Origin of the sequence: Streptomyces melanogenes (assembly GCF_014649795.1) — a bacterium.
Lineage (GTDB): Bacteria > Actinomycetota > Actinomycetes > Streptomycetales > Streptomycetaceae > Streptomyces > Streptomyces noboritoensis.
Genome location: NZ_BMTS01000040.1, coordinates 24224 through 44556, shown reverse-complemented (window position 1 = coordinate 44556; position 20333 = coordinate 24224). Strand labels below are relative to the sequence as shown.

At 71.9% G+C, this 20333-nt stretch carries 19 protein-coding genes and 2 pseudogenes; 13 read left to right on the top strand and 8 right to left on the bottom strand.

The features are described 5' to 3' along the window. From IE252_RS39990 to IE252_RS39980, 3 genes and pseudogenes are all read right to left on the bottom strand, one after another. Positions 1 to 376: pseudogene (locus IE252_RS39990) on the bottom strand (hypothetical protein); the annotation flags it as partial. Positions 377 to 485: 109 nt separating this feature from the next. After that, positions 486 to 830: a hypothetical protein gene (locus IE252_RS39985; protein ID WP_190094424.1), complete on the bottom strand. Its 345-nt coding sequence runs from the start codon at positions 828 to 830 to the stop codon at positions 486 to 488. Positions 831 to 1039: 209 nt separating this feature from the next. Next, positions 1040 to 1246, bottom strand: a complete 207-nt coding sequence (locus tag IE252_RS39980; RefSeq protein ID WP_190094423.1) for a hypothetical protein — start codon at positions 1244 to 1246, stop codon at positions 1040 to 1042. Positions 1247 to 1350: 104 nt separating this feature from the next. On the opposite strand from IE252_RS39980, the gene IE252_RS39975 reads away from it, so the two are divergent. From IE252_RS39975 to IE252_RS39965, 3 genes are all read left to right on the top strand, one after another. Further along, complete coding sequence (locus tag IE252_RS39975; RefSeq protein ID WP_190094422.1) at positions 1351 to 1983, top strand: MBL fold metallo-hydrolase; 633 nt, start codon at positions 1351 to 1353, stop codon at positions 1981 to 1983. Positions 1984 to 2243: 260 nt separating this feature from the next. Further along, positions 2244 to 2444: a hypothetical protein gene (locus IE252_RS39970; protein ID WP_190094421.1), complete on the top strand. Its 201-nt coding sequence runs from the start codon at positions 2244 to 2246 to the stop codon at positions 2442 to 2444. Positions 2445 to 2698: 254 nt separating this feature from the next. After that, complete coding sequence (locus IE252_RS39965; RefSeq protein WP_190094420.1) at positions 2699 to 2941, top strand: hypothetical protein; 243 nt, start codon at positions 2699 to 2701, stop codon at positions 2939 to 2941. 324 nt (positions 2942 to 3265) lie between these two features. Here IE252_RS39965 and IE252_RS39960 read toward each other — a convergent pair whose 3' ends face one another. Together IE252_RS39960 and IE252_RS39955 are read right to left on the bottom strand one after the other, a co-directional pair. Next, on the bottom strand, positions 3266 to 4609 hold the full coding sequence (locus tag IE252_RS39960) for an endonuclease domain-containing protein (protein ID WP_190094419.1): 1344 nt from the start codon (positions 4607 to 4609) through the stop codon (positions 3266 to 3268). A gap of 423 nt (positions 4610 to 5032) precedes the next feature. Continuing rightward, on the bottom strand, positions 5033 to 5353 hold the full coding sequence (locus IE252_RS39955; protein ID WP_190094418.1) for a hypothetical protein: 321 nt from the start codon (positions 5351 to 5353) through the stop codon (positions 5033 to 5035). Positions 5354 to 5431: 78 nt separating this feature from the next. Here IE252_RS39955 and IE252_RS44455 point away from each other — a divergent pair. From IE252_RS44455 to IE252_RS39935, 4 genes and pseudogenes are all read left to right on the top strand, one after another. Next, a pseudogene (locus tag IE252_RS44455) lies at positions 5432 to 5908 on the top strand (acyltransferase domain-containing protein); the annotation flags it as partial. A gap of 68 nt (positions 5909 to 5976) precedes the next feature. Further along, positions 5977 to 6606, top strand: a complete 630-nt coding sequence (locus IE252_RS43725; protein WP_229849114.1) for an acyl carrier protein — start codon at positions 5977 to 5979, stop codon at positions 6604 to 6606. Next, positions 6599 to 11299, top strand: a complete 4701-nt coding sequence (locus IE252_RS39940) for an SDR family NAD(P)-dependent oxidoreductase (RefSeq protein WP_190094415.1) — start codon at positions 6599 to 6601, stop codon at positions 11297 to 11299. The genes IE252_RS43725 and IE252_RS39940 overlap by 8 nt, the downstream gene beginning before the upstream one ends. After that, entirely contained in the window at positions 11296 to 13689 is a 2394-nt protein-coding gene (locus IE252_RS39935) for a hypothetical protein (protein WP_190094414.1), read from the top strand. Before IE252_RS39940 ends, IE252_RS39935 begins: the two co-directional genes overlap by 4 nt. 156 nt (positions 13690 to 13845) lie before the next feature. On the opposite strand, the gene IE252_RS39930 is transcribed toward IE252_RS39935, so the two are convergent. Together IE252_RS39930 and IE252_RS39925 are read right to left on the bottom strand one after the other, a co-directional pair. Then, on the bottom strand, positions 13846 to 14091 hold the full coding sequence (locus IE252_RS39930) for a hypothetical protein (RefSeq protein ID WP_190094413.1): 246 nt from the start codon (positions 14089 to 14091) through the stop codon (positions 13846 to 13848). A 216-nt stretch (positions 14092 to 14307) separates the two neighbouring features. After that, the gene (locus IE252_RS39925) at positions 14308 to 14778 is read right to left on the bottom strand and encodes an SMI1/KNR4 family protein (protein WP_190094426.1); all 471 of its coding nucleotides are present in this window, start codon (positions 14776 to 14778) and stop codon (positions 14308 to 14310) included. 139 nt (positions 14779 to 14917) lie between these two features. Here IE252_RS39925 and IE252_RS39920 point away from each other — a divergent pair, with 139 nt between their 5' ends. The 6 genes from IE252_RS39920 (at position 14918) to IE252_RS39895 (ending at position 19937) form a co-directional block, all read left to right on the top strand. Continuing rightward, a complete protein-coding gene (locus IE252_RS39920; RefSeq protein WP_190094412.1) occupies positions 14918 to 15064 on the top strand; it encodes a hypothetical protein in 147 nt (48 codons plus the stop codon). Positions 15065 to 15190: 126 nt separating this feature from the next. Continuing rightward, complete coding sequence (locus IE252_RS39915) at positions 15191 to 15334, top strand: hypothetical protein (protein WP_190094411.1); 144 nt, start codon at positions 15191 to 15193, stop codon at positions 15332 to 15334. Positions 15335 to 15873: 539 nt separating this feature from the next. Further along, positions 15874 to 16056, top strand: coding sequence for a phosphopantetheine-binding protein (locus IE252_RS39910; RefSeq protein ID WP_190094410.1), 183 nt, complete (start codon positions 15874 to 15876; stop codon positions 16054 to 16056). Further along, positions 16053 to 17315 (top strand): beta-ketoacyl-[acyl-carrier-protein] synthase family protein, encoded by a 1263-nt coding sequence (locus IE252_RS39905; protein WP_190094409.1) that lies wholly within the window; start codon positions 16053 to 16055, stop codon positions 17313 to 17315. Before IE252_RS39910 ends, IE252_RS39905 begins: the two co-directional genes overlap by 4 nt. Then, on the top strand, positions 17312 to 19150 hold the full coding sequence (locus IE252_RS39900) for an acyl-CoA dehydrogenase family protein (protein WP_190094408.1): 1839 nt from the start codon (positions 17312 to 17314) through the stop codon (positions 19148 to 19150). Before IE252_RS39905 ends, IE252_RS39900 begins: the two co-directional genes overlap by 4 nt. Next, positions 19143 to 19937, top strand: coding sequence for an SDR family NAD(P)-dependent oxidoreductase (locus IE252_RS39895; RefSeq protein ID WP_268248466.1), 795 nt, complete (start codon positions 19143 to 19145; stop codon positions 19935 to 19937). Before IE252_RS39900 ends, IE252_RS39895 begins: the two co-directional genes overlap by 8 nt. A gap of 40 nt (positions 19938 to 19977) precedes the next feature. Here IE252_RS39895 and IE252_RS39890 read toward each other — a convergent pair whose 3' ends face one another. After that, positions 19978 to 20166, bottom strand: a complete 189-nt coding sequence (locus IE252_RS39890) for a hypothetical protein (RefSeq protein WP_190094406.1) — start codon at positions 20164 to 20166, stop codon at positions 19978 to 19980. Between the last annotated feature and the right edge of the window lie 167 nt (positions 20167 to 20333).

Genomic DNA, 20333 nt, shown 5'->3' with positions numbered 1-20333 from the left:
GAACCTGGGCAGGAACCTCTGGTAGTCGACGTCCGCGCTGTGCGTGGAGTCCCAGTCCCCGCCGGGGCAGGTGTGGACCCCGATACGCTGCCGCTCCTCGGGGGGAGAACCGGTCCAGCACCTCGTTGTTCAGGGAGACCCAGTCCCGCAGCAGCCCCCCGTCCGGGTCGAGCTTCAGCGAGACCCGGCCCTCGGTGAAGTCCATCTGCACCTTGTGGGCGCCGCCGTCGAGGCAGCCCCGGATGTCGGCCTCCGCCTCGTCGACCAGGTCGTCGTGGAATGCCTGCCGGGAGTATCCCCTGATGCCCAGAGGGGGGTAGAACATGCTCAGCATGGACGGCGCGATCACCGCCTGCTTCACGGCCAGGTCGGTCATCGACCGGACCGTTCGCAGCAGCTCGCGCGTCTTCCTCGAGTCGGCCACTGGCGCGGATGACGTCGGCCCGGTAACCGTGGGTTCAGGGGGTCCCCGACGTTGGTGGATGTCATATCTCCCTGATCCGGTGACGCCACCACGCAGCCGCGTGCCGGGCGTCTACCGAAGGAGACCAGGGGTTGGGCAGGGTGCGGCGGTGGAATTCCTCGTCCAGCGGCGCGACGATTTTGCGGAGCCCTGCCCGGGCCGCGGGCGGCATGTGGCGCAGGGCTTCTTCGAGGGTGTCCCGGGCCTCGGCCGGATCGCAGCAGGGGCACGGGTCCCAGGGCAGGTACAGGTAGCGGCCGGGGCGGCGGAGAAAGCGCCGGTACTGGTCAAGGGCTTGCGCCACCGAGCCGTACCCCAGCAGCTGGGCTTCGACCCGGACGATGGCCGCACGCGTACGCCGGGGCACTCCGGGGATCTGCCGCGCGGGCTGGTCCCTCCTACGGGCTGGCCGCCGCTGAGCGCGGAGCGAGCCGGGCGACCTACGCGCCATGGGCCTTTCGGGTCTGCATCATGGGCCGGACCCTATCAGGACCGCGCGGGATGCCGGCAGCACGCCGATGAGCAGGCGAGCGATCCCCGGGGTCCCGGCCGGGGCCGGCACGGTCGGCAGGGGTGTCATCGCTTCGCGTCGGGGCGGGCCGTGCGCGAGGCGGGCCTGAGTGCGGCGGGCGGGCGGGCTTCGGCTGGCGGGAGCGGGGAGACATAGCGCAGAACGGGTGTCTGGTGACGGGGGATGCAGTAGAAGCGGCCCGCGTCCGCCGGGAGCGCGGGGCCGGGCGAGAGGACCAGGAGGTGGGCAACCCGCGTGTGTCGTGTGATCATTCCTGCAGGATGATCCCGATGCGCGTGCTGGGGACGGGCCGCTCAGCTGGTTGTCGCGCTGTCGAACGGCTTGATCTCCGGCACAGCCTTGCCATAGTGGGCGCATGCAATTGATCAAATATGGCCATGCCTGTGTGCGCCTGGAGACGGACGACCGGGTGCTGGTGATCGACCCGGGGATATTCTCGCAGGCCGAAGCGCTCGACGGGGTCGACGAGGTGCTGGTGACGCACGAGCACCCCGACCACCTCGACATCGCCAAGCTCGTGGCAGCCGGCCAGCGCAACTCCGCGTTCCGGGTGTACCTGCCGTCGGCAGCGATCGAGTCGGCCCCCGAGCTGGGCGGCACGGCGGTCGCCGTCGAGGCGGGGCAGCGATTCACGGCGGCCGGGTTCGCCGTCGACGTCGTGGGCGGGGCACACGCCGAGATCTACGACGGCCTGCCCGGCTGCGCCAACGTCGGTTTCATCGTCGACGGCACGGTCTACCACCCGGGCGATGCGCTGTTCGTCCCGCCGTCGCCGGTGGAGACGCTGCTCGTGCCAGCCGCCGCACCCTGGCTCAAACTCTCCGAAGCACTGGACTTCGTACGGGCAGTGAGACCCAAGCGGGCGTTCCCGATCCACGACGCCACCCTCAACAAGCTCGGCCAGGAGTACTTCGACGGCTGGCTGGACTTCAAGGGCAACACCGAGTACACACGCATCCCGGACGGGAAGCCCATGTCAATCCGCTAGGAAGCATCTCCCAGCAACCGGCTGTCGGGGTACAAGGTCATCTGCGGAACGGCGTACAAGGTCGGAGTGCAGAGTCGGAGTGCCCCATCTGACCCATAAGGAAAGCACGGCAACTCGCCGCGCGAGCAAGAAGTTTGTCGCCGTCTGCACGCCGTGGGGCGCCTCGTAGTGAGGCGCCCTGCGTTTCTCGGACAAGGGTTTTGCGGGATTCCTATGCTGCGGCCTGCGCAGCGGGCCGATGCCGACCACGGGCGGCCCGAATGGCGGACGCCGTCGACCCGGGCACCGACCTGCCGGACGGCCTGCACACCAACGACTTGGGCCAGCGACGTTGGCCCTCATGGACAAACAGCAGCGGCGTCGTCACCCGGGTCTCCCCCACGTCCGGCCTGAACGCGGTGGCACCGTATGTCGGCGGCGGAGTCAGCACCGTGCTCACCGTCGGCCCGGTGTTCCGGTGACGGTGACCCCACCCCCGACCAGACCTGCGCCTTTACCCCCGCGCCTGACGCGGCGACGCTGACCTTCACCGCCACCGGCGCGGTATACGGCGGCTGCGGCCCCCTGGCCACCGACGTCCTCGTACGGCAGACCACACGGCCCGCCGCCGTGCGGAAACGGCGTCCGCGACATATCGTCCCCGTGGGAGCTCCGATGGGGGGACGTCGTCCGCTGCCTTCCCGGCAATCGCAACCTCGCAGTAAGGAGTCGTCGTATGAAGCCACGCCATCTCATGGCCACTGCCGCGGCAAGCACTCTCCTCGCCCTCAGCGCCGTCACCTCAGCCGCCCCCGCCCAGGCGGCGACCACGAGTGCCCCGTCCGGCGTGGTGGCACAGCACGCAGGTCTGCGCGCCGCCGACGGACAGACCTGCGGCGTCTACGGCTTCGGCCCCCTCGACCCCGTGCTCAACCTGGTATACAGCCTCTTGAACTTTGTCCACGGTGGCCCCTGCTGACGGTCAGTAGGGGTTGACTGACGGGCACCGGCACGCTCCGGGCGAGCCAGGGAACGCGGCGTCGCGGCCACCGCCGGTGTCGTCCCGGTCGCCGGGAAGGGAAGCGGTCACGAGTGATCCGGTCTCTGGTTCCTCCTGGCCCTGTCACCCGGCACATGGCTGTCGGCCGCTCCCCGGAAAGGGAACGGCCGACAGAGGAGCGAGGGGTGTTCGGACTCGGTGTTGCGGCGGCAGCGGTCCCCCACCGTGCCGCCCCACCCCCTACCTGAAATGCCCCGAATGATCCGCCCAGTGACAGGCACTCCCCGCTCTCCCGGTGCCCGCTCAGAACAGCGCCAAGCCCTCACCGCTGGTGTCCTCGATGACAGGACGGGGCCGGGCGGGGAGGCCGTCCAAGCGGTCGGGGCCAGCTGCGGCGGCCACGGCGGGGGCGGTCTCGACCAGCCAGGTCCGGAACCGCTCAACGGCCTCGCGGTAGGGGACTTGGGCCAGGAGCCGGTGTTCGCCGGACGGGCAGAAGTCGACGGCGACCGTGAGCAGGCAGGAGCGCGGGGCGTTCTGGCTGCCCGTCCAGGACACCCGCAGCGAGCCGCAGGGCGCGCGCCCGCCGGAGGCACGATGGGTCGGGCGCAGTGACCGGCAGGCTATGCGGGCGGTCCACGCAGCGAGGTGGGGCAGCGGCAGCGTGACGCGTGCGCGGCAGCCGGTGCAGCGGTGCCAGTGGCGGAACCAGTCGTCGGTGCCGGTGGCGAAGAGCCGCTCGTAGCGGCCTGCCACGCGAATGTCGTTGCCGTACAGGTGGTCCGGGCGTTCCTGCGTGTTGCAGGAGGTACAGAGGGGGGCGCGGACGTAGCCGTGCTCGTGGCAGTGGTCGAGGACGGTGGCGGGCGCGGTGCGGCAGACCGCGCACATCCACCCGGCCACCTGGCGGGAGGTGCCGGGCCTGCGGCTGAGCACCGCGTACAGCTGGTCCTCCAACTCCCCCTTGTACGGGCGTGGTTCGGCGTCCCGGCTCTGCGGCGCGGTCATGTGCCGACCGTCGGCCTCCGAGGCCTGCCGGGGGTGCGGAGGCGGGACGGTGAGGTGCGTGCTCACCGGCCGGGCCCTGCCCGCACTGTGCAGCCACCGTGCTTCGGCGTGCTCGGCCGCGTCCAGCAGCCTGACCGCGGCGCGCGGCAGCCACCACGTCCGCCGCGCCCCGCCCCCACCCTGCTCCACGAGGAGCTGTCGCCAGTCGATCCCCGCCAGATGGTGCGGCGGGCCGCCTCTACGCCGCGCCGCCCGCCCGGGTCCGGCCGGCTCCCCCAGCTCCTCCGCGATGCGCCGCCGCCAGCGCAGCGGCGTCTCCTCGGGGGACCCCTGCCCCTGGGCCCAGTGGAACGGGCCGACGCGGACCACGTCCTGCCGGTCCATCGCGACGGCGTTCAACTCCTCGGCCGCCCGGCGCACATCTGCCTCGGCCACACTCCACCCACCACCCGCCCGCACCGTCGCCACGACCTCAGCGCCGAGCAGGACGTATCCCGCCTCGGCATGGGCTGGAGCACGGGTGCATGCCCCAAAGGTCGTCGGCACGGCGCTACCGGCCGTCAGCTCACCCCACAGGGCGCCTGAGGCGCCCAGGGTGATCAGGCCGTCCATGAGGCCGGGCACGACACGCTCTGACATACCGACAGGCTAGCGGCCCGCGGTGGGCGGTGGTCCGGCCGAGCGGAGGGGCACTCCCCGCCATAGCAGCGGTGAGGAGTTCCATCCCCGGGTGGCCGTCCCGAGGGAGTGGCGGCTCCTACCCTTCGGACCGTCGGATCACGGCGGAGAGGAAGAAACCATAAAGCGAAGTGTTGGCACCCTTGTGACCCAGACGGCCCTCCTGGGCGGCGTGATCGTGACCCCGGCGCCCGCACGCACCGCGACCAACTGCTACGGCAGGAGTGGCAACGGTCTGGACCTCAGCAGCACCACCTGTGCCCACGACGCGAGGCCCGTCGAGGTCGGCAACATCACCTACTACGGCGGGAGGTGGTCAGGCTCAGCGCGGCCGACAGCGAGGACCGGCGTCGAGGGTCCGGCAGCGCTGTGCCGATCCGGCCATCAGTGGTCGTCGCGGGTGGCGCCCAGGCAACTGGTGGCGGCCGAGGCGTTGGGCGCCGCGATCAGGCCGGTGGCCAGGAGCGTGGTGGACGGCGAGACGACCGACAGCAAGAGCACCCCATACAGCACGACGGACCACCGGTGGCTGCGGATCCGTGAGGCGGCCGGTACGACGCACTGGGAAACCTCTGCGGACGGCTCCACCTGGAAGTCCTTCCACCACATCGCGAATCCCTTCGCGGTCACCGCGCTGAGAGTCGAGGTCGCCGCCGGCAACTGGGCGGCCGAGCCGTCCACCTCCACGGCCAGGTTCGATAACATCAACCTGCCGCCCGCACAGGTGCGTACGTCGGTTCCGGCAGGGCGGCCAGCGGGGCAGGCGGGCCCTCGGGGCACCGTATGCGTACCTCCGGCCCTTCGGGCCACCTTCATCCAGCCCCTCACCAGCACGGGCTACCCGAACTTCCCCACCGTGGACTGGACCCAGGCCCAGTACGAACAGAACTTCGCACTGATGACGAGCGTGGGCATCGACACCGTGTGCGTGCAGTTCACCGGGAGATCACCGCGCTGGTCTGCGCCGGCGCCTATTCCGTGGCAGACGGCGCGCGGCTGTTGCTCACCCGCAACCGGCTGCTGCGCGACGTTCGGCCGAAGGACAGCGGCATGGTGGCCCTCGGCCTGCCCGCCGCCCGAGGGCGGGCTCTCACGCAGCTGATCGGTGACCCCCGGCTCAACCTGGCCTGCGACAACTCGCCACGCCAGTGTGTGCTTTCGGGCCCGCGGGACGCCCTGGACCGGGCGAGCGCCACCGCGTCGGCAGCGGGATTCTCCGCGTTGCCGCTTCCGGTGGAGCTGTCCTGGCACAGCCCGCTGCTGGCTCTGGCCGTGCCCCCCTCCAGAAGGCTCTCGCCCTTCTGCACCGCCGGCCACTGGGGTTGCCGGTGTACTCCGCGATCGAACAGCGGCCGTACGGGATGGACGAGGACCTCGTGCCGCTCCTCGCGCTGCACCTCGTCAGGCCTGTCGGCTTCGCCGGAGCCGTGCGCCGGCTGCACGGCAAGGGCGGTGAGCGCTTCGTGGAGTGCGGGGGCGGTGACACGCTCACACGGCTCGTGGCCCAGAACCTCCCGGCCGCGGTCGGCACACACACGCTCGCGCGCACAGCGGAGTCCGCGTCCGAGGACTTCGCACAGACCCTGGCCGCGCTAAGGGGCCCCCACCACCTGGAGAGCCTCCCACCTGCCCCCGAACCCATGGAGTTCCAGGCCCCGCCGTCCATCTCAAGAGCGGCTGCGGCGGCCAGCCCGGGGCAGGAACAGCCTGCGGAACGCGAGCGGGTGCTGGCCGAACTGCGCGAGCTCTACTCCACGGCCTTGGGCTACCCGGGCGAAGTCTTCACCGAGGACGACGAGTTCGAGGCGGATCTCGGCGTGGACTCCATCAGGCAGACCGAACTGCTCGCCGTCGTGCTGGACCGCTTCCGCATCCCGACACAGCAGGCGGGCAGGGACTACCCCACCTTCGGAGACCTGGCCGAGCTGGTGATCGGACAGGGAGGCCGGCGTGACTGAGCTGCCGCCCGCCGCGGTCGTCGGCATGGGCCTGGTCACGCCGGGTGCCCGAAACCCCGGGGAGCTGTGGACACGGCTCATCGACGGTACCCCGGTCTTCCGCGCTCCGGGCCGCCGCTGGCCGCTGACCGGGCACTACGATCCGGACCCCACGGCGGATGACCGCTCGTACGCTCCACGGTCGGGGTTCATCACGTCCGACGACCCCGGTGAGCCCCCTCGCGACGTGGACCTCGCCACCCTTCGGCTGCGTCACGCACTCGCCCAAGCCCTGGGTCCGGTCCGGCAATCGAACGCCGACCGCTGCGTCCTCGTCACCGGCTGCACCTCCGAAGGCAGCCAGCACCTCCACGAGTGCCTGGTCCTGGAGCATGCCGCTGCCGCCGGACCGGAACCAGTCGCGGCGGTCCGGGGCGCCTTGAGGTACGCGGGGGAAGGCCGAGCGGCCGAACACCTGCCCCACTCCGTCGTCGCGCGGGCGATGACCGGCCTGCTTCCCCCCGGCACGGAGATGCTCAACATCGACGCGGCGTGCAGCTCCGGCCTGTACGCGGTGGACCTCGGGATGCGACGGCTGGGGCGTGGACGCTGCGACCTCGTCGTATACGCCGGTCTGAGTACGGTTACCTGGCGGGACAGCGTCCTGTTCGCGAAGCTCGGCGCCTTCACCAGGAGTGGGCGGGTGCGCGTGTTCGACCGTGCGGCGGACGGCACCCTGTTCTCCGAGGCGGCCGTCGCGGTCGTGCTCAAGGACCTCGGCAGGGACAGGGCGGAGGGTGATGAGATCCTGGGGGTGCTGCGCGGCGCGGGGGTGGCCTCCGACGGGCGCGGCCGGGCGGTCCACGCCCCCAACCCCGAAGGCCAACGCCGCACACTCGACCGGGCGCTGGCCGCCGCGGACATCGGCCCGTCCGGGCTGGACCTCGTCGTCGCACACGGCACCGGCACGGCCAAGGGAGACCGGGTCGAGCTTGCCGTGCTGGGCCGTCTCCTCGCCGGATCGGAACGCAAGGTGCCGGCCGTCTCGAACAAGTCGGTGCTGGGCCACACCGCTTGGGCCGCGGGCCTGGTGTCGCTGATCCACGCGCTGCTGGTGCTGCGCCACGGCACCGTCCCGGCACAGGCCGGGTTCAGCACACCGACCGAGGTGCTCGACGACGACGTGGCGCTCCACATCCCCACCGCCCCGGTGCCGTTCCCCGCCCGCCCTGACCGACCGCGCACCGTGGGGGTCTCGGCGTTCGGCTTCGGCGGTGCGACCGCCCATGTGGTCGTCTCGGACGACCACCCGCGTCTGCCCGAACGGCCGCGCGGCCACGTCGAACACGACCCGGTCGTTCTCGTCGGCTGGAGCGCCTGCCTGCCCTCGGACCCGACGGCGCAACGGATCGCCAGGTGGCTGCGCGAGGGCGCGTCGCCCCCGCCGACGCGGTTCACGGCCGCGGACCTGCGCCCCGAGGCCGGGGAGCTGCGCCTGGCCCCGAAGGCAGCCGAGACCGTCGATCCCGCACAACTGCTGGCCGTGCGGGCCGCCCATCGGCTGCGCGAGCACTTCAGCTCCGGGCTGTGGGACCGTCTGCGGCCCCGAACAGCTCTGATCGCGGCCCATGTGGGGCCCACCCGGACAGGCATCGACCACACGCTGCGCTGCTCCCTGGGCCTGCTGGAAGCGGACGGGGCAGCCGAGACCCCGGAACTGCGCCGGTTCACCGAGGCCGTACGGGCCAACGTCCCCCCGTCCTCCCGGGACACCTACTGCGCTCAACTGCCGAGTCTGGCCTCCGGCCGCCCCGCCAACGTCCTGGACCTGCACGGCCCCAACGTCACGGTGGACACCGGGCCCGACTCGGCCTGTGGCGCCGTCCGGGCGGCGAGCGACTACCTGGCCACCGGGGCGGCCGACATGGCGATGGTGGTGACCGCGGACGCCAAGACACAGCCACCCTGGCAGCATGTGGCCCAGTGTGTGGCGGGCGACCAGCGCGACCTCGCGGAGGGAGCCTTCGCCCTGGCCCTGATGCGACACTCCCGGGCGTGCGCCGAGCAACTTCCCGTACTTGCCGTACTGGACGAGGAGACAGCGCCGGCACGACGCGTCCCGCTACGGGCGCTGGCCCCGGCCGACCGCACCTATCTGGCCGGTGACAGTGTCTTCGCCGTGCTCTGCGCCGTGCAGCGAGGCAAACCCGTCCTGCTGACCACTCGCGACCCCATGGCCGGTAGGCGCGGTACGCTCGCCGTCCGGCCGACCGCGGCCGGTCCGCCCGGCACCCCGGATGCGACGGCCCAGACCGTCGCGCCGCCTACCGCGCCCGCGCTCGTACGCCATGTCGTGGCCCTCGCCGAGCTCGCCCCGGAACCGGCCCGCCAGGAGCTCACTGCCCTGCCTGACGACTGCCTGGTCGTGACCAACCTTCCGCTGCCGGCCGACCTCGCCGCAGGCCGCCAGGTCCTGACCACAGCGTCCCCGGAGACCGCCCACGGCGTCCGTGAGGGCGCGGTGGCCGACGCCGTACGGGACGCCGTGACGCGACCGCACCACGTCCGGGTCCTCGCTCGCGTCGGCGCACGCGAAAGCCGTGAGGAGCTTCGGGACCTGTTGTCCCTGCACGACCTCGCCTTCCTGGCCGCGCGGGAACTCCTCACCAGGCAGCCGGACCCGGCCTCGTACGCCGCCCTGCTGCTGGACGCGGTGCACACGGGCGCCCCGCGTCCGGGCACCGGCCTGTTCACCACGCTGGTCAAGAGCCTCGCCATGGAGCGGCCCGGGCTGGCCACGCTGGCCCTCGCCGCCGCCTGCGACGACCTCGGCACGGGACTGCGGTTGCTGGCTGAAGAGGCGTCGCTGCGGCACCCGCTGCGCACCGTCTACGTGGAGGGCGGCCGCCGGTTCACGGAGACCGCGATCCCGGCCCCGTCGGCGCCGGGCGTCCCGACGCCGTGGCCGCGGAGCGTGCTGGTGGCCGGCGGGGCACGGGGGGCCACCGGTGCCGTCCTGTCGGCCCTGGCCGAACGCTGTGCCCCCGCTGTCTGGGTGCTCGGCTCCAATGACCCGGACGCCCACCCGCCCTGGGTCCACGCCGGCACGGACGCCTCCTTCGCGGCGCTGCGCCCTTCCTGGATGCGTGCCCAGCTCAAGTCCGGACACACGGGCACACCACGCGAGCTCTCGCAGGCCTTCGACCGCATGGTGCACGCGCGCGCCACCCGGGCCACGCTGACCCATCTCGAACATCTGTGCGATCCCGGGCGCGTGCGCTACCGGCGCTGCGATCTCACCGATTCCGACGCCGTGCGCGAGGCGGTGGGTACGGCCCTCACCGAGTCCGGCGGCATCGACCTCGTCCTGTTCACTGCAGGTCTCATGCGGCCGACGCTCACCGCCCGGCAGAGCCTGGACGGCTTCCGCGCGGTACGGGCGGTCAAGGTCCTGGGACACGCGCATCTGTCCGAGGCGTTCGTCCAACGGCCGCCGGCCCGGTGGTGCAACTTCGGGTCGGTACTCGGCTTCACCGGCCAGGACAGCGACGCCGCCTACGCGGGCGCCAACGCCTATCTCGCCTGGTCCGCCGCCCACCGGACAAGCGGCGCGACACACGAGTGGACCATCGGATGGAACCGGTGGGGCGAGAGCGGCATGGCATCGGGGCCCGCCAGGAACCGTCTGCCCGGTCATGTCCTGAGCCTGCCCGGTATGCCCGACGCCGACGGCGCCGCGCTCTTCCTCTCCGAACTCCGTGCCCCCGCACCCGACCCGTACATCATCCACCTCAACGCGGAAACCGTCGCGCTGACCGAACAGCGGCTGCCCGGCTCCAGTGGCAGCGTGCGACCACACCGCCCCACCACCACCTCGCCGCGGCCCGCCCCCGCCGGCCCGGGGCTGCTGGACGCGACACGGCGTACGTCTTCCGGGACACTGCATGCCCGCGTCAGCCTGAGCGAGCCCGCGTTCGCGCCGACCGACCACCAGGTGTCCGGGCGCCCCACGCTCGCGGCCGTGCACTGCGTCGAGATCGCCGTACAGGCCGCCATGGCGCTGGCACCTGGGCGGCAGGTGACCGGAATCGAACGGATACGGTTCCGCCGTTTCATCCACGTCCACGAGGACGGCGCGGGCACTCTCGACGTCTGTGCCACGTGGCAGGACCGCCGGAACAGCCGCACCGTGGCCGTCCAGCTCAGCCGCGGCGTCCCGCTGGTCGAGCTGCGCGTACTGCTCGACCACACGCCGCGGTCCGCGACACCGCCACGGCCCGTCGAGGCATCCGGCCCGCCCGGGGACGATCCGTACTGCGCCCCCGACTCCCCTGTGCGGCTGACCGGCCCGCTGGACTGCCTGCGGGACCTCCACATCACGCCAGGCGCCGCGAGCGCTCGCGTCACGCTCGCGCCGTCGGCCGCGCTGGCGGGCTACCGCACACCCGCGCTTCTGCTCGACGCCGTGCTGCGCACCGCCGCCCTCGCCGTACGCGCGAACGCTCTGTCCGTCCTTACCTCCATCGCAGGTATCGTCTTCCTCGAACCCGGCAACGACTCCTCGCTCGCAGCCCTCCGGCCGACCGTGACCGCCCGCGTCAACAGCCCGGCCTGGACCGGCGACGGCTGGGCGGTCCACGGCGACCGAGTCCTCCTGCACGTCAGCGGCGTCGCCGGTGTTCCCTGGCCTCCGGCCACAACGGTGTCCACATGACCGTCCCACCGCGTCCAGGGCCTGTCCGGCTCGTCGTGGCCGCCGCCGGTGACCGTCCCGTCTTTCGTCAGGCCGTGACGGCGGCCCTGCACGCGCTGACCCAGAATTCGGACCGCGTCCTCCTCGGCCGGGTCCCCGACGCACCACCGACTCCCCCGGACCGACGGCTCACCGTGATCCGTACGTACCTGGAACACGCCCTGCCCGACGCGGAGATCTCCCTCGTCCTGGCCGACACCCTGGAGGCACTGCCCGAGCGGGTGGCCCAGCATGTGAACGCCACCGGGAGCGACCTGATCGCACCCGAAGCACCACACGTACTGATCGTCACCGACCACCCCGACCCCGTTCCCGAGCCCTGCCCGGATCTCCAGTACGCGTTGCGCACCGCGGTGGCGCGGATGCCGACGCAGGCGCGGGCCGAGGTGTCGGTGTACGGGACCGTGGCCTATGTGCCCCGCTCCGCGACGAGGGTCCGCTACGGCAACGCTTTCGCGCGCCGTGAACCGCCCGCGGAACCCGGCGACTTCACCTGCGACATCGCCGCGGCACTGGCGGACTACGTACAAGCCCGGCTCGCCGGTGCTCCCATGGGGCAGGAGGGGCCGGACACCTCCCGCCCGGCCCTGGCGATCGCCTTGCAGGGTTTCCTCGCCTCCCGGGCCGGCTCGCGCTGGGGTCTGCACAGCTATACCGGCTCGGTGGTCTCGGCTCTGATCAGCTCGATGGAGGAGCTGGCCCGGCAGAGCGGCAACCCGGTCCTGCGGGCCCCGTCCGAGCACGGTCTTGCCTGCGGCGCACTCGCGCGCTGGCAACTGGATGGCGCCCCGTTCCTCATCATCGTCACCAGCGGCATGATCGACGAGTTCAAGGGGACACTCGCCAACCTCCAACAGGCCCGGGCGCAAGGCTTCATCCTCTGCGCGGACGCCTCCGGCAGTCGCTGGTTCCCCTTTCAGGGCACCGTCCACGCCGGTGAGGACTCCAGGGCCGTGGTGCACGCACGGCGCCTGCCGGTGATCCATCTGGAGAGGCCGGAGCACCTGGCCGAGGGGCTCGCCCGGGCTTACGCCGCATACGAAGCCGGCCGCGGGCCCGTCGTCATCATCGCCAGCCCCTCGGTCCTGGAGAGCACCCGGGCACCCCTACCCGCGCCACTGTCCACCCTTCCCGGCCCTCGGCGGGCCGAGGTACGGGAGGACGAGACGGCACCGGTCCTCCGCATCCTCAGCACCGAACGGACCAGGCTGCTCTGGCAGCCCGGCGTACTCACCGCCTCAGAATCCGAGCTGCTCCACCAGTTGGCCGCCCGGTGCGGGGCGGCCCTGTGCGACTCACTCGGCCACCCCGGCGCGGTGACCAGACACCGGGCGGGGCAGCGGGTCCCCGAGTACCTGGGCACCCTGGCGCTGTACGGCACATCGGCGCCCGTCCACCGCTATCTCCACCAGGACGGCCGTCTACGCGACCGCGAGGAGCAGGCGCTGTTCTTCTTCAAGACCCGGATCCCGGAACTGGCCACCCCGTTCACCGAGCACACCCTCGCCCGCCGCCTACGGATCATCCAGGTCAACCACGAGGCCGAGCATCGGGCCCCGTTCGTCGACCATCCGGTGCGGGCGGACCTCACCGGGCTGCTGCGCCATCTCGCGGCACACGCCGATGTGCCGCACGAACTCCTCACCTGGCGTCGGCAGGAGATCGAGCGCGCACGACAGACCGTGTCCGCGCCCGAACGGGTTCCCCAACTGCTCCACCTCGCCGACTTCTACGGGCGACTGGGATCTCTGCTGGAGCAGCTCATCACCGGGCGGGGATACCGCTACACCGGGGTGTTCGACGTCGGGCGTGCGGGCTTCTCCGCCGTGCGCAACCTGCCACGTACCGGACCGGGATTCTCCGGCTGGTACGGCAGGGCGCTCATGGGCGACGCCCTGATGGCCGTTCCGGCACTCGCCCTGACCCGCCCCGGCCATCTGCTCGGCTTCATCGGTGACGGAGCCGCCGCCCTCGTGCCGGACATCGTCCCCGTGCTCATCCAGCAGGTGTGGGCCGAAGGATGTCCGCTGCGCGGCAACATCAGCCTCTTCTTCTTCCACAACGGCGGTCACTCGATCATCCGGACATACCGGGAGGTGCGCCGCCGAGCCGGCGCCGACGCGCAGTCCGCGATCCTCAGCCTGCTCCCCCAGGACAGCGAAGACCGATACGGCCCTCTGACCGTGCGGCGACGCACCTTGCACTCCCCGCCGACCGACCTCGCCGACCAGCTGCAGCAACCATCGGTGCTGAACCTCTACTCGGTCGTTGTCGCACACGACAACACCGGCGACGGCCTGAACCCGTCGGCCACCCCCGACTGGCGCAACAGCCGACCGGGCGAAGACTGACAGCGTCGCAGTGCACGGCTGAAGCAGTCGCTTCTAGCCACAGACGCGTTTACGGTACCAGCTCCGGCGGGTCAGGTGGAGCCGACCGCTGCGGAGACGGGCTGCCGCGACACCGTGGCAGACCTGACCGTGCCCAGCGCACCACAGGCCCTACTGTCAGGGCCGTGTGGTACCCGGCTCCAGAACTTCCGGCGGCCTCATCCGGCGGGCCATCGCCACGATGTTCTCGTACACGAAGTCCTGCGCGTGATCCGGCCGTTCGAACCGGATCGCCTCGCACATCAGCCGGGTGACACGGTGCCCGTTGAACAGCGGCCGACCAGTCTCGTCCATGTGCAGCACGATCTTGTCTCCGCCCAGCACCGCGGCACGCCAGTCCTCGGCCGTGGACGACGAGGGCACTACCCCGTCCGCCCTCCAGACCCCACCGAGCCCCGGACCACACGGTTCGTCGGGCTCGTCCGATCCCATCCAGACCTCCGCACCGGCGCGTTTAGTGATCATCTTCACGTTGTCACAGAACCCCTCCCGCCCGGCTCAACGACACACCCGGTGCACGGACACCTGCCCTCACCTCGGCGGGCTCGCGCGGCATCAACGGCACAGCTCGTCGAGGGCCTAGGCGAATGTCCTGAACTCCGCCTGGGCCTCGTTGACGACCTCCCGAGCGGGCCTGCGAGGAGTGGTCGCGTACTGCTCGGCAAGCACGCCCAGAGCCGCGTCCGGGCGCGCCTCGCGATCCGGGTGGAGGGCGGCCTCCCGGGGGCCGAAGCCGCCGGGCCGGCACCAGAGGAAGTCCGAAAGGTTCCCCGCCACGACGCCGACCTCGCCCTCCGAGCCCAGGAACACCACCGGCTGCGCGGCGAGCGGGCGGCCCGGCCGTGCGCACCACAAGGCCGCGAGGCCACCGGAGCCGTCCTGCCCGAACACCCGGTAGGCATCACCGCCCAGCTCATCGCTCCCGGTCCACCGGCGTAGCCAGTCGGTAATCTCCTCAGCGGACACAAAGGCGTCGCACGGGGCGAAGTCGACACCCCCGCCCTCGGCGCCGTAGTCGAGCGCGAAGGACCGTCCGGCCCCGCCGGGCACCGCGGCGCACTCGTCAGGGGCGTTCCGTAGCTGCGGCGGCCCCCGCGTCGTTGACACCGGTGTGACAACTCACCTGGAGACCAGGGCACACCGGAAAAGGCACCGGGCACCCGGACACCGGCCGTCCGGCCCCTGGGGCATGCTGCGCGCCCGTGCGGCCACCACCGTTCGGCTCGCGACCCTGCTGCCCCTGGTACTGGTCTTCGTTCTGCTCGTCGCAGTGGTGTTCTCCCTCCCTGCCCTCGCCACCGCCAGGGCCCTGCTCCTCGCGGTCGGCCACGGCTGACCGCCCGCCTTGCGCGGAGCAGCCACGTCCGGTCGGAATGCGGCTGTCCCAAGGACGGCGTTCGCGGTGACGACAGGTCCTTCCCTCCGTCGGCCGACGAGGACCGGTCCACGTACCCACGGCGACATGGAAGGAGCGACCCGCCGTATACGGGTGAGCCGCTGCACACAGGTCAAGATCGCTCCGACCGAGTCGTACACCGGGAGGACCCGCAAGCCCGAGCAGGGCGAGCAGGCCACGACGTGGCTGGCCATCTACGGAGGGCAGTGATGTGCGGGAGATGCACCGGATGACTGCGCTCTGACGCACGGCCACAGCCGCCGGGGCGTCCCCGTCCTCCACGGGGCGGGGACCCCTGTGCCACCTTTCCATCGACACGGGCCGGGCTCGACGAAGTCCTTACCGTGTGCCATCGCATATTCGACCGATCCTTTCGCGGACCAACCGTCCTGTCGGCGCGGCATCACGTCAGCCCGGCCGGGCAGCCCCACCACCACCGAAAAGCTGGCGGTAGTCCGTAGACCGCACAAGCCCCCGCGTACCACCGCGTGCGCCATCACGCACGCCCACGCGCCCTTGAACGGCTGAAACGAGCAGGGTTAATTGGTTGCCACGGTGTACTTGATTATTGATCGGTACACAACCTGGGCACAGACCCGCCACTTCCGCCCGTGAAGGCTCCCGAAAGAGCCGCAGGGCGCCCACCCCACACCGACCCCGTCCACCGTGCGGACTCCATCCACGGCGGCCCATCCAGGGTGAGTGACATGTACGCAACCATTGCCCGCATTCTCGCAGAAACGTTTAACGTGCCAGGGGATCGGCTGCACCCGCAGACCCTGCTGGGGGACCTGGACCTGGACTCCCTGGCCGTGCTGGAGTTCACCGAGGCCCTGCGGGAGGCGGGCGCCGACGGTCTCGACGACGCCGACGTCGCCGGCACGCTGACCCTCGCCCAACTCGCGGAACTCGCCGGGCAGTGCGCGGCATGACTGCGCCGGGCCGCCCGGCCGACCCCGTCGTGATCACCGGCATGGGCATGGTCACGCCCGCGGGAGTGGGGGTGAAGGCCTCCTGGGAGTCGGTGTGCGCGGGCCGGTCAACCGCGCGCACGGACCCGGAACTGCGCGGACTGCCCGTCGACTTCTCCTGCCGGGTGCCGCCCTTCGACCTGCCCTCGGCGGCCCCCGCCGTCGAGCTACCGGCACCGACGAGACTCGACCCGTTCTGCAGGTTCGCCATCGCCGCGACAGCGGAGGCGATCGCCGACGCGGGCCTCGACGCGCACGCCTGGCCCGCCGAGCGCGTCGCCATCGTCGTCGGCACCTCCCTGGGAGGTACGTCCACCCTCGAGGAGCAACACGCCCGCTTCCTGGAGTCGGGACCGCGGCGCCTCTCCGCGGCGCTGCTGCCCCGCTACATGCCCAACATGGTCGCGGGGCAGCTGGCGATCCTCTTCCAAGCCCGGGGCCCGGCTCTGCAGACCAGCACGGCCTGCGCCTCCGGGGCTTCCGCACTCGGTGTCGCCGCCGACCTGCTCCGAGCGGGCCACTGCGACATCGCGCTCGCCGGCGGCACGGAGGCCGCCGTCACTCCGCTGATCACCAGCGCTTTCACCCGGCTGGGAACCCTCTCCCGGCGCGTGGCGCAACCGCAGGCGGCAGCCCGCCCCTTCGACCGGGAACGCGACGGCTTCGTCATGGGAGAGGGAGCCGGAATGCTCGTACTGGAGCGCTCGACCCATGCCGCGGCCCGGGGCCGACACGGGCATGCGGTCCTGGCCGGACACGGGTGCGCCACCGACGCCCACCACCCGCTGGCCCCCCACCCCGACGGCATCGGAGCCGCCGCGGCGATCCGCGCGGCCCTCGCCGACGCGGACGCCGCCGCCCAGGACGTGGACCACGTCAACGCCCATGGAACCAGCACGGTCCTCAACGACGCGCTGGAGAGCAGGACCATCGGCGCGGTCCTCGGCCCACGCCCCGCGGTGACCTCGACCAAAGGCGTCACCGGACATCTGCTGGGCGCGGCGGGGGCGGTGGAGGCGATCTTCACCGCCCTTACCGTGGAGAGCGGGACGATCCCGCCCTGCGCCAACTTCGCCGCCCCCTCTCCCGGCATCGACGTGGACATCGTCAGCGGCGCACCCCGACACCGGCGCGTGGAACTCGCCCTGAGCAACTCCTTCGGATTCGGCGGCCACAACGTGGCCCTCGCCTTCCGGCCCGCACCGGCGAGCCCACGATGAGCGCGCCGCCCGCGACCCGCGCCGCTCTGCACACCGCGGTGCACGGTGACCGCCTCAGCCTGCACGGACCGCTCGAAGCCGCCTTCTGCGACACGCTGTTCACCCACACCCCCGCTCAGCGGGACGGCGACCCGGCACACCTCGCGTATGCCTGGCTCGCCCATGTCAGCCGCACCTTCGGTGTGGACCGGGCGTGTGTGCGGCAACCGCAGCGGTACTTCGCCCTCACTGAGTGGGCGGCGGCGGTGGATCCGTGTCTGGCCGCGCTGCTCGCCGCACACCTCAACCTCTGCCTGGGCACCCTGGACCGGCTCGGCGACTCCCCGGAGGCCTCCCACGCACTGGCCGAGCTGGAGTCGGGCCGCGCGACGGGCGCCTTCCTCGCCACCGAGGCCGTGTACGGCAGCGACCTGGCGCGGCTGCGGACCCAGGCCCGGTACGAGGCCGAGCACGACGAGTTCGTCCTCACCACGCCGGACGACGGCGCCGTGAAGTTCATGCCCAACAACGCGCTCCGCCCGCTGCCGAAGATCGCGGTGGTACTCGCACGGCTCGTGGTCGGTGCCGAGGACAGAGGCGTCTACCCGTTCCTGTGTCCGCTGGGCCGGTACGGCGCACCCGCCCCCGGAGTACGTATCACCACGCTGCCCGAGAAACCCGGTCTGCCCACGGACAACGCACTGACCGAGTTCCGGGGAGCCCGGGTCCCCAGGGGAGCCCTCCTCGACGGTGACGGCCACCAGCGACGGGCCCTCACACCGGGTGCGGGGCCGCCCATCGACCGCCGCGCCGCCTTCGCCCGTGCCGTCGCACGGGTCGGCACCGGAAGGGTCGGGCTCAGCGCCACGAGCGCCGCCATGGCCCGTGCCGCTGTCACCATCGCCGTACGGTTTGCCCGCCATCGACACTCCTCCGGTGGCGGCGCCGCCCGGGTACCCGTGATCGCCCACCGGGTGCACCACGCGGCCCTGGTGGACGCGGTGACCGACACCTACGCGGCCTCCCTCCTCGCGGACGCCGGCATGCGGCTGGCCGCACAGCTCGCCGCGGAAGGGGTCATCGTGCCGTCGGTGGCCGACAGCCAACGGTTCACCTTCACCAAATCCGTGGTCACCACCACCTGCCACGAGGTGCTCCTCACGGCGCAGCGGCTCTGCGGCGCGCACGGGATGTTCAGTGTCAACCGTATTCCGCAGTATCTCGCCACCAACCGCGGCTGTATGACGGCCGAGGGCGAGAACACCGTCATCACCACGGCGGCAGTCAAGGAGATGGTCCTCGGACGGGGCTACGACCCGCCCGCCGCGCCGCCTCGCGCACTCCCGGCGCTCCCCCTCGGGGGTGACACCACCGGCTGGCTCGCACTGGCCCGCGCACGGGAACACCACGCCCATGCGCGCTGCCGCCGGCAGCTGGCAGCCGCTCGCCGCGAACACCGCCAGTTCCTGGACGTCTGGAACTCCTGCGCCGCCACCGCCGCGCGGTTCGCCGAGCGTCACGGCCACCGTCTGGTGCTGGAGGGCTTCCTGACGGCCGAACAGGAGAGCACCGACGCCGAAGCACGTCATCTGCTGAGCCGGATGGCGCAGGTGTGCGCGGTGCGCGACCTCTGGCAGGACGCGGCCGGCACGCTCATGGACGGGCTGCTGCCCCAAGAGGAACTCGCCGGGCTCGCTTCCCGGCTGGAGGCCGACTACGGCTCGCTTGCCCCCCGACTCCCGTTGCTGACCGACGCGTTCGGCATCCCGGGCACGTTGCTCGACGTGCCGGCGGCCACGTCCTCCTTCGTCCGGCGCTATCTCCACCCCGAGGCCTCCGGGACACCTCATGGCTGACCCCGCACGCACGCTTCCCCCACCGAGCCGGGCCCTGATCACCGGTGCGGGCGGGGGGTTCGGTAGGGCCATGGCCGAATGCTTCGTCCACGCAGGCATGCGTGTGGCCCTCAACGGCAGAAACCCCGAGACGCTGTCCAGGGTCTCCGCCCGGCTGCGCGACCTGGGCGGTCAGGTGCTGGAGCTGCCGGGGGACGCGGGCGACGAGGCAACCGTACGCGGTGCGCTCGACCGCATCGTCGCCTTCTGGGGCGGAGTGGACGTCGTCGTGGACAACGCCGGTGTAGGGGGCTGCGCCGGCCCGTTGTGGAGCACGCCGACGGACCAGTGGTGGGACGGGTTCGGCAACAATGTCCGCACCACGGTGACCACCCTGGCCGCCGCCGTCCCGGTTTTGATCGCCTCGGGCGGCGGGCGTCTGGTCCACATCAGCAGCGCGGCCGGAGTGGAGGGCTGGCCGCACGCCTCCGCCTACGCCGCCGCCAAGGCCGCGGGCATCAGCCTCTGCCGGGACCTGGCACGCGAGCTTGCGCGCGAACCCGTGAAAGTCTTCGCCTTCCACCCCGGAATCCTGCGGACCGGCCTCACCGAGGCGGTTCTGCGGCAACCGGGTGGCGACCGCTGGCACAGGCTGCACGCCGCCTGGTTCACACGGCAGATCCGGGACGGCCGCACGGTACCCGTGCCCGTGGCGGCCGGGGCGGTGCTGGCGCTGGCCCGCGGCGCGTACGACGGTTCCAGCGGAAGGTATCTGACGATGGACAGCCTGAGCGATCCCCTGGCCTGAACTCGCCTGAACCGGGAACGACTGGCGAGGGCCCATGGCCCTACGGCAGACTGGGGGACCCCGCCGTCCCGTCCATGGTGATGGCGATCTTCCCCCGGACGTGGCCCGTGGTGGCGGCGGTGCGGGCCCGGTCCATGTCGGCCAGCGAGTAGATGGTTGTCCGGGCGATGTGAAGGCGGTCGGTCGTGGCCAGACGGGCGAGTTCGGCCGGAGTACCCGTGCGCCTCACCCTCACCCTCACCCTCGACCTCGACCTCGACCTCACCTTGAACCTGGCCGCACGGCGCGCGGGATCCGTTCGTCCTGCCTCACCGTGCGACAGGCACGGCGCGGCAACGGCACGAGCCGACCGGGACATCCCAGTGGCGCATGCCCCCGCGGGTGGCCGGCACGTGT

What these genes read in the sequence shown, in the direction of transcription:
- IE252_RS39955 (WP_190094418.1), bottom strand. Translation starts at nt 5,353, where the DNA reads ATGTTATCGAACCTGGCCGTGGAGGTGGACGGCTCGGCCGCCCAGTTG.
- IE252_RS39960 (WP_190094419.1), bottom strand. Translation starts at nt 4,609, where the DNA reads ATGTCAGAGCGTGTCGTGCCCGGCCTCATGGACGGCCTGATCACCCTG.
- IE252_RS39905 (WP_190094409.1), top strand. Translation starts at nt 16,053, where the DNA reads ATGACTGCGCCGGGCCGCCCGGCCGACCCCGTCGTGATCACCGGCATG.
- IE252_RS39935 (WP_190094414.1), top strand. Translation starts at nt 11,296, where the DNA reads ATGACCGTCCCACCGCGTCCAGGGCCTGTCCGGCTCGTCGTGGCCGCC.
- IE252_RS39975 (WP_190094422.1), top strand. Translation starts at nt 1,351, where the DNA reads ATGCAATTGATCAAATATGGCCATGCCTGTGTGCGCCTGGAGACGGAC.
- IE252_RS39980 (WP_190094423.1), bottom strand. Translation starts at nt 1,246, where the DNA reads ATGATCACACGACACACGCGGGTTGCCCACCTCCTGGTCCTCTCGCCC.
- IE252_RS39915 (WP_190094411.1), top strand. Translation starts at nt 15,191, where the DNA reads ATGGAAGGAGCGACCCGCCGTATACGGGTGAGCCGCTGCACACAGGTC.
- IE252_RS39900 (WP_190094408.1), top strand. Translation starts at nt 17,312, where the DNA reads ATGAGCGCGCCGCCCGCGACCCGCGCCGCTCTGCACACCGCGGTGCAC.
- IE252_RS39895 (WP_268248466.1), top strand. Translation starts at nt 19,143, where the DNA reads ATGGCTGACCCCGCACGCACGCTTCCCCCACCGAGCCGGGCCCTGATC.
- IE252_RS39920 (WP_190094412.1), top strand. Translation starts at nt 14,918, where the DNA reads ATGCTGCGCGCCCGTGCGGCCACCACCGTTCGGCTCGCGACCCTGCTG.
- IE252_RS39970 (WP_190094421.1), top strand. Translation starts at nt 2,244, where the DNA reads ATGGCGGACGCCGTCGACCCGGGCACCGACCTGCCGGACGGCCTGCAC.
- IE252_RS39965 (WP_190094420.1), top strand. Translation starts at nt 2,699, where the DNA reads ATGAAGCCACGCCATCTCATGGCCACTGCCGCGGCAAGCACTCTCCTC.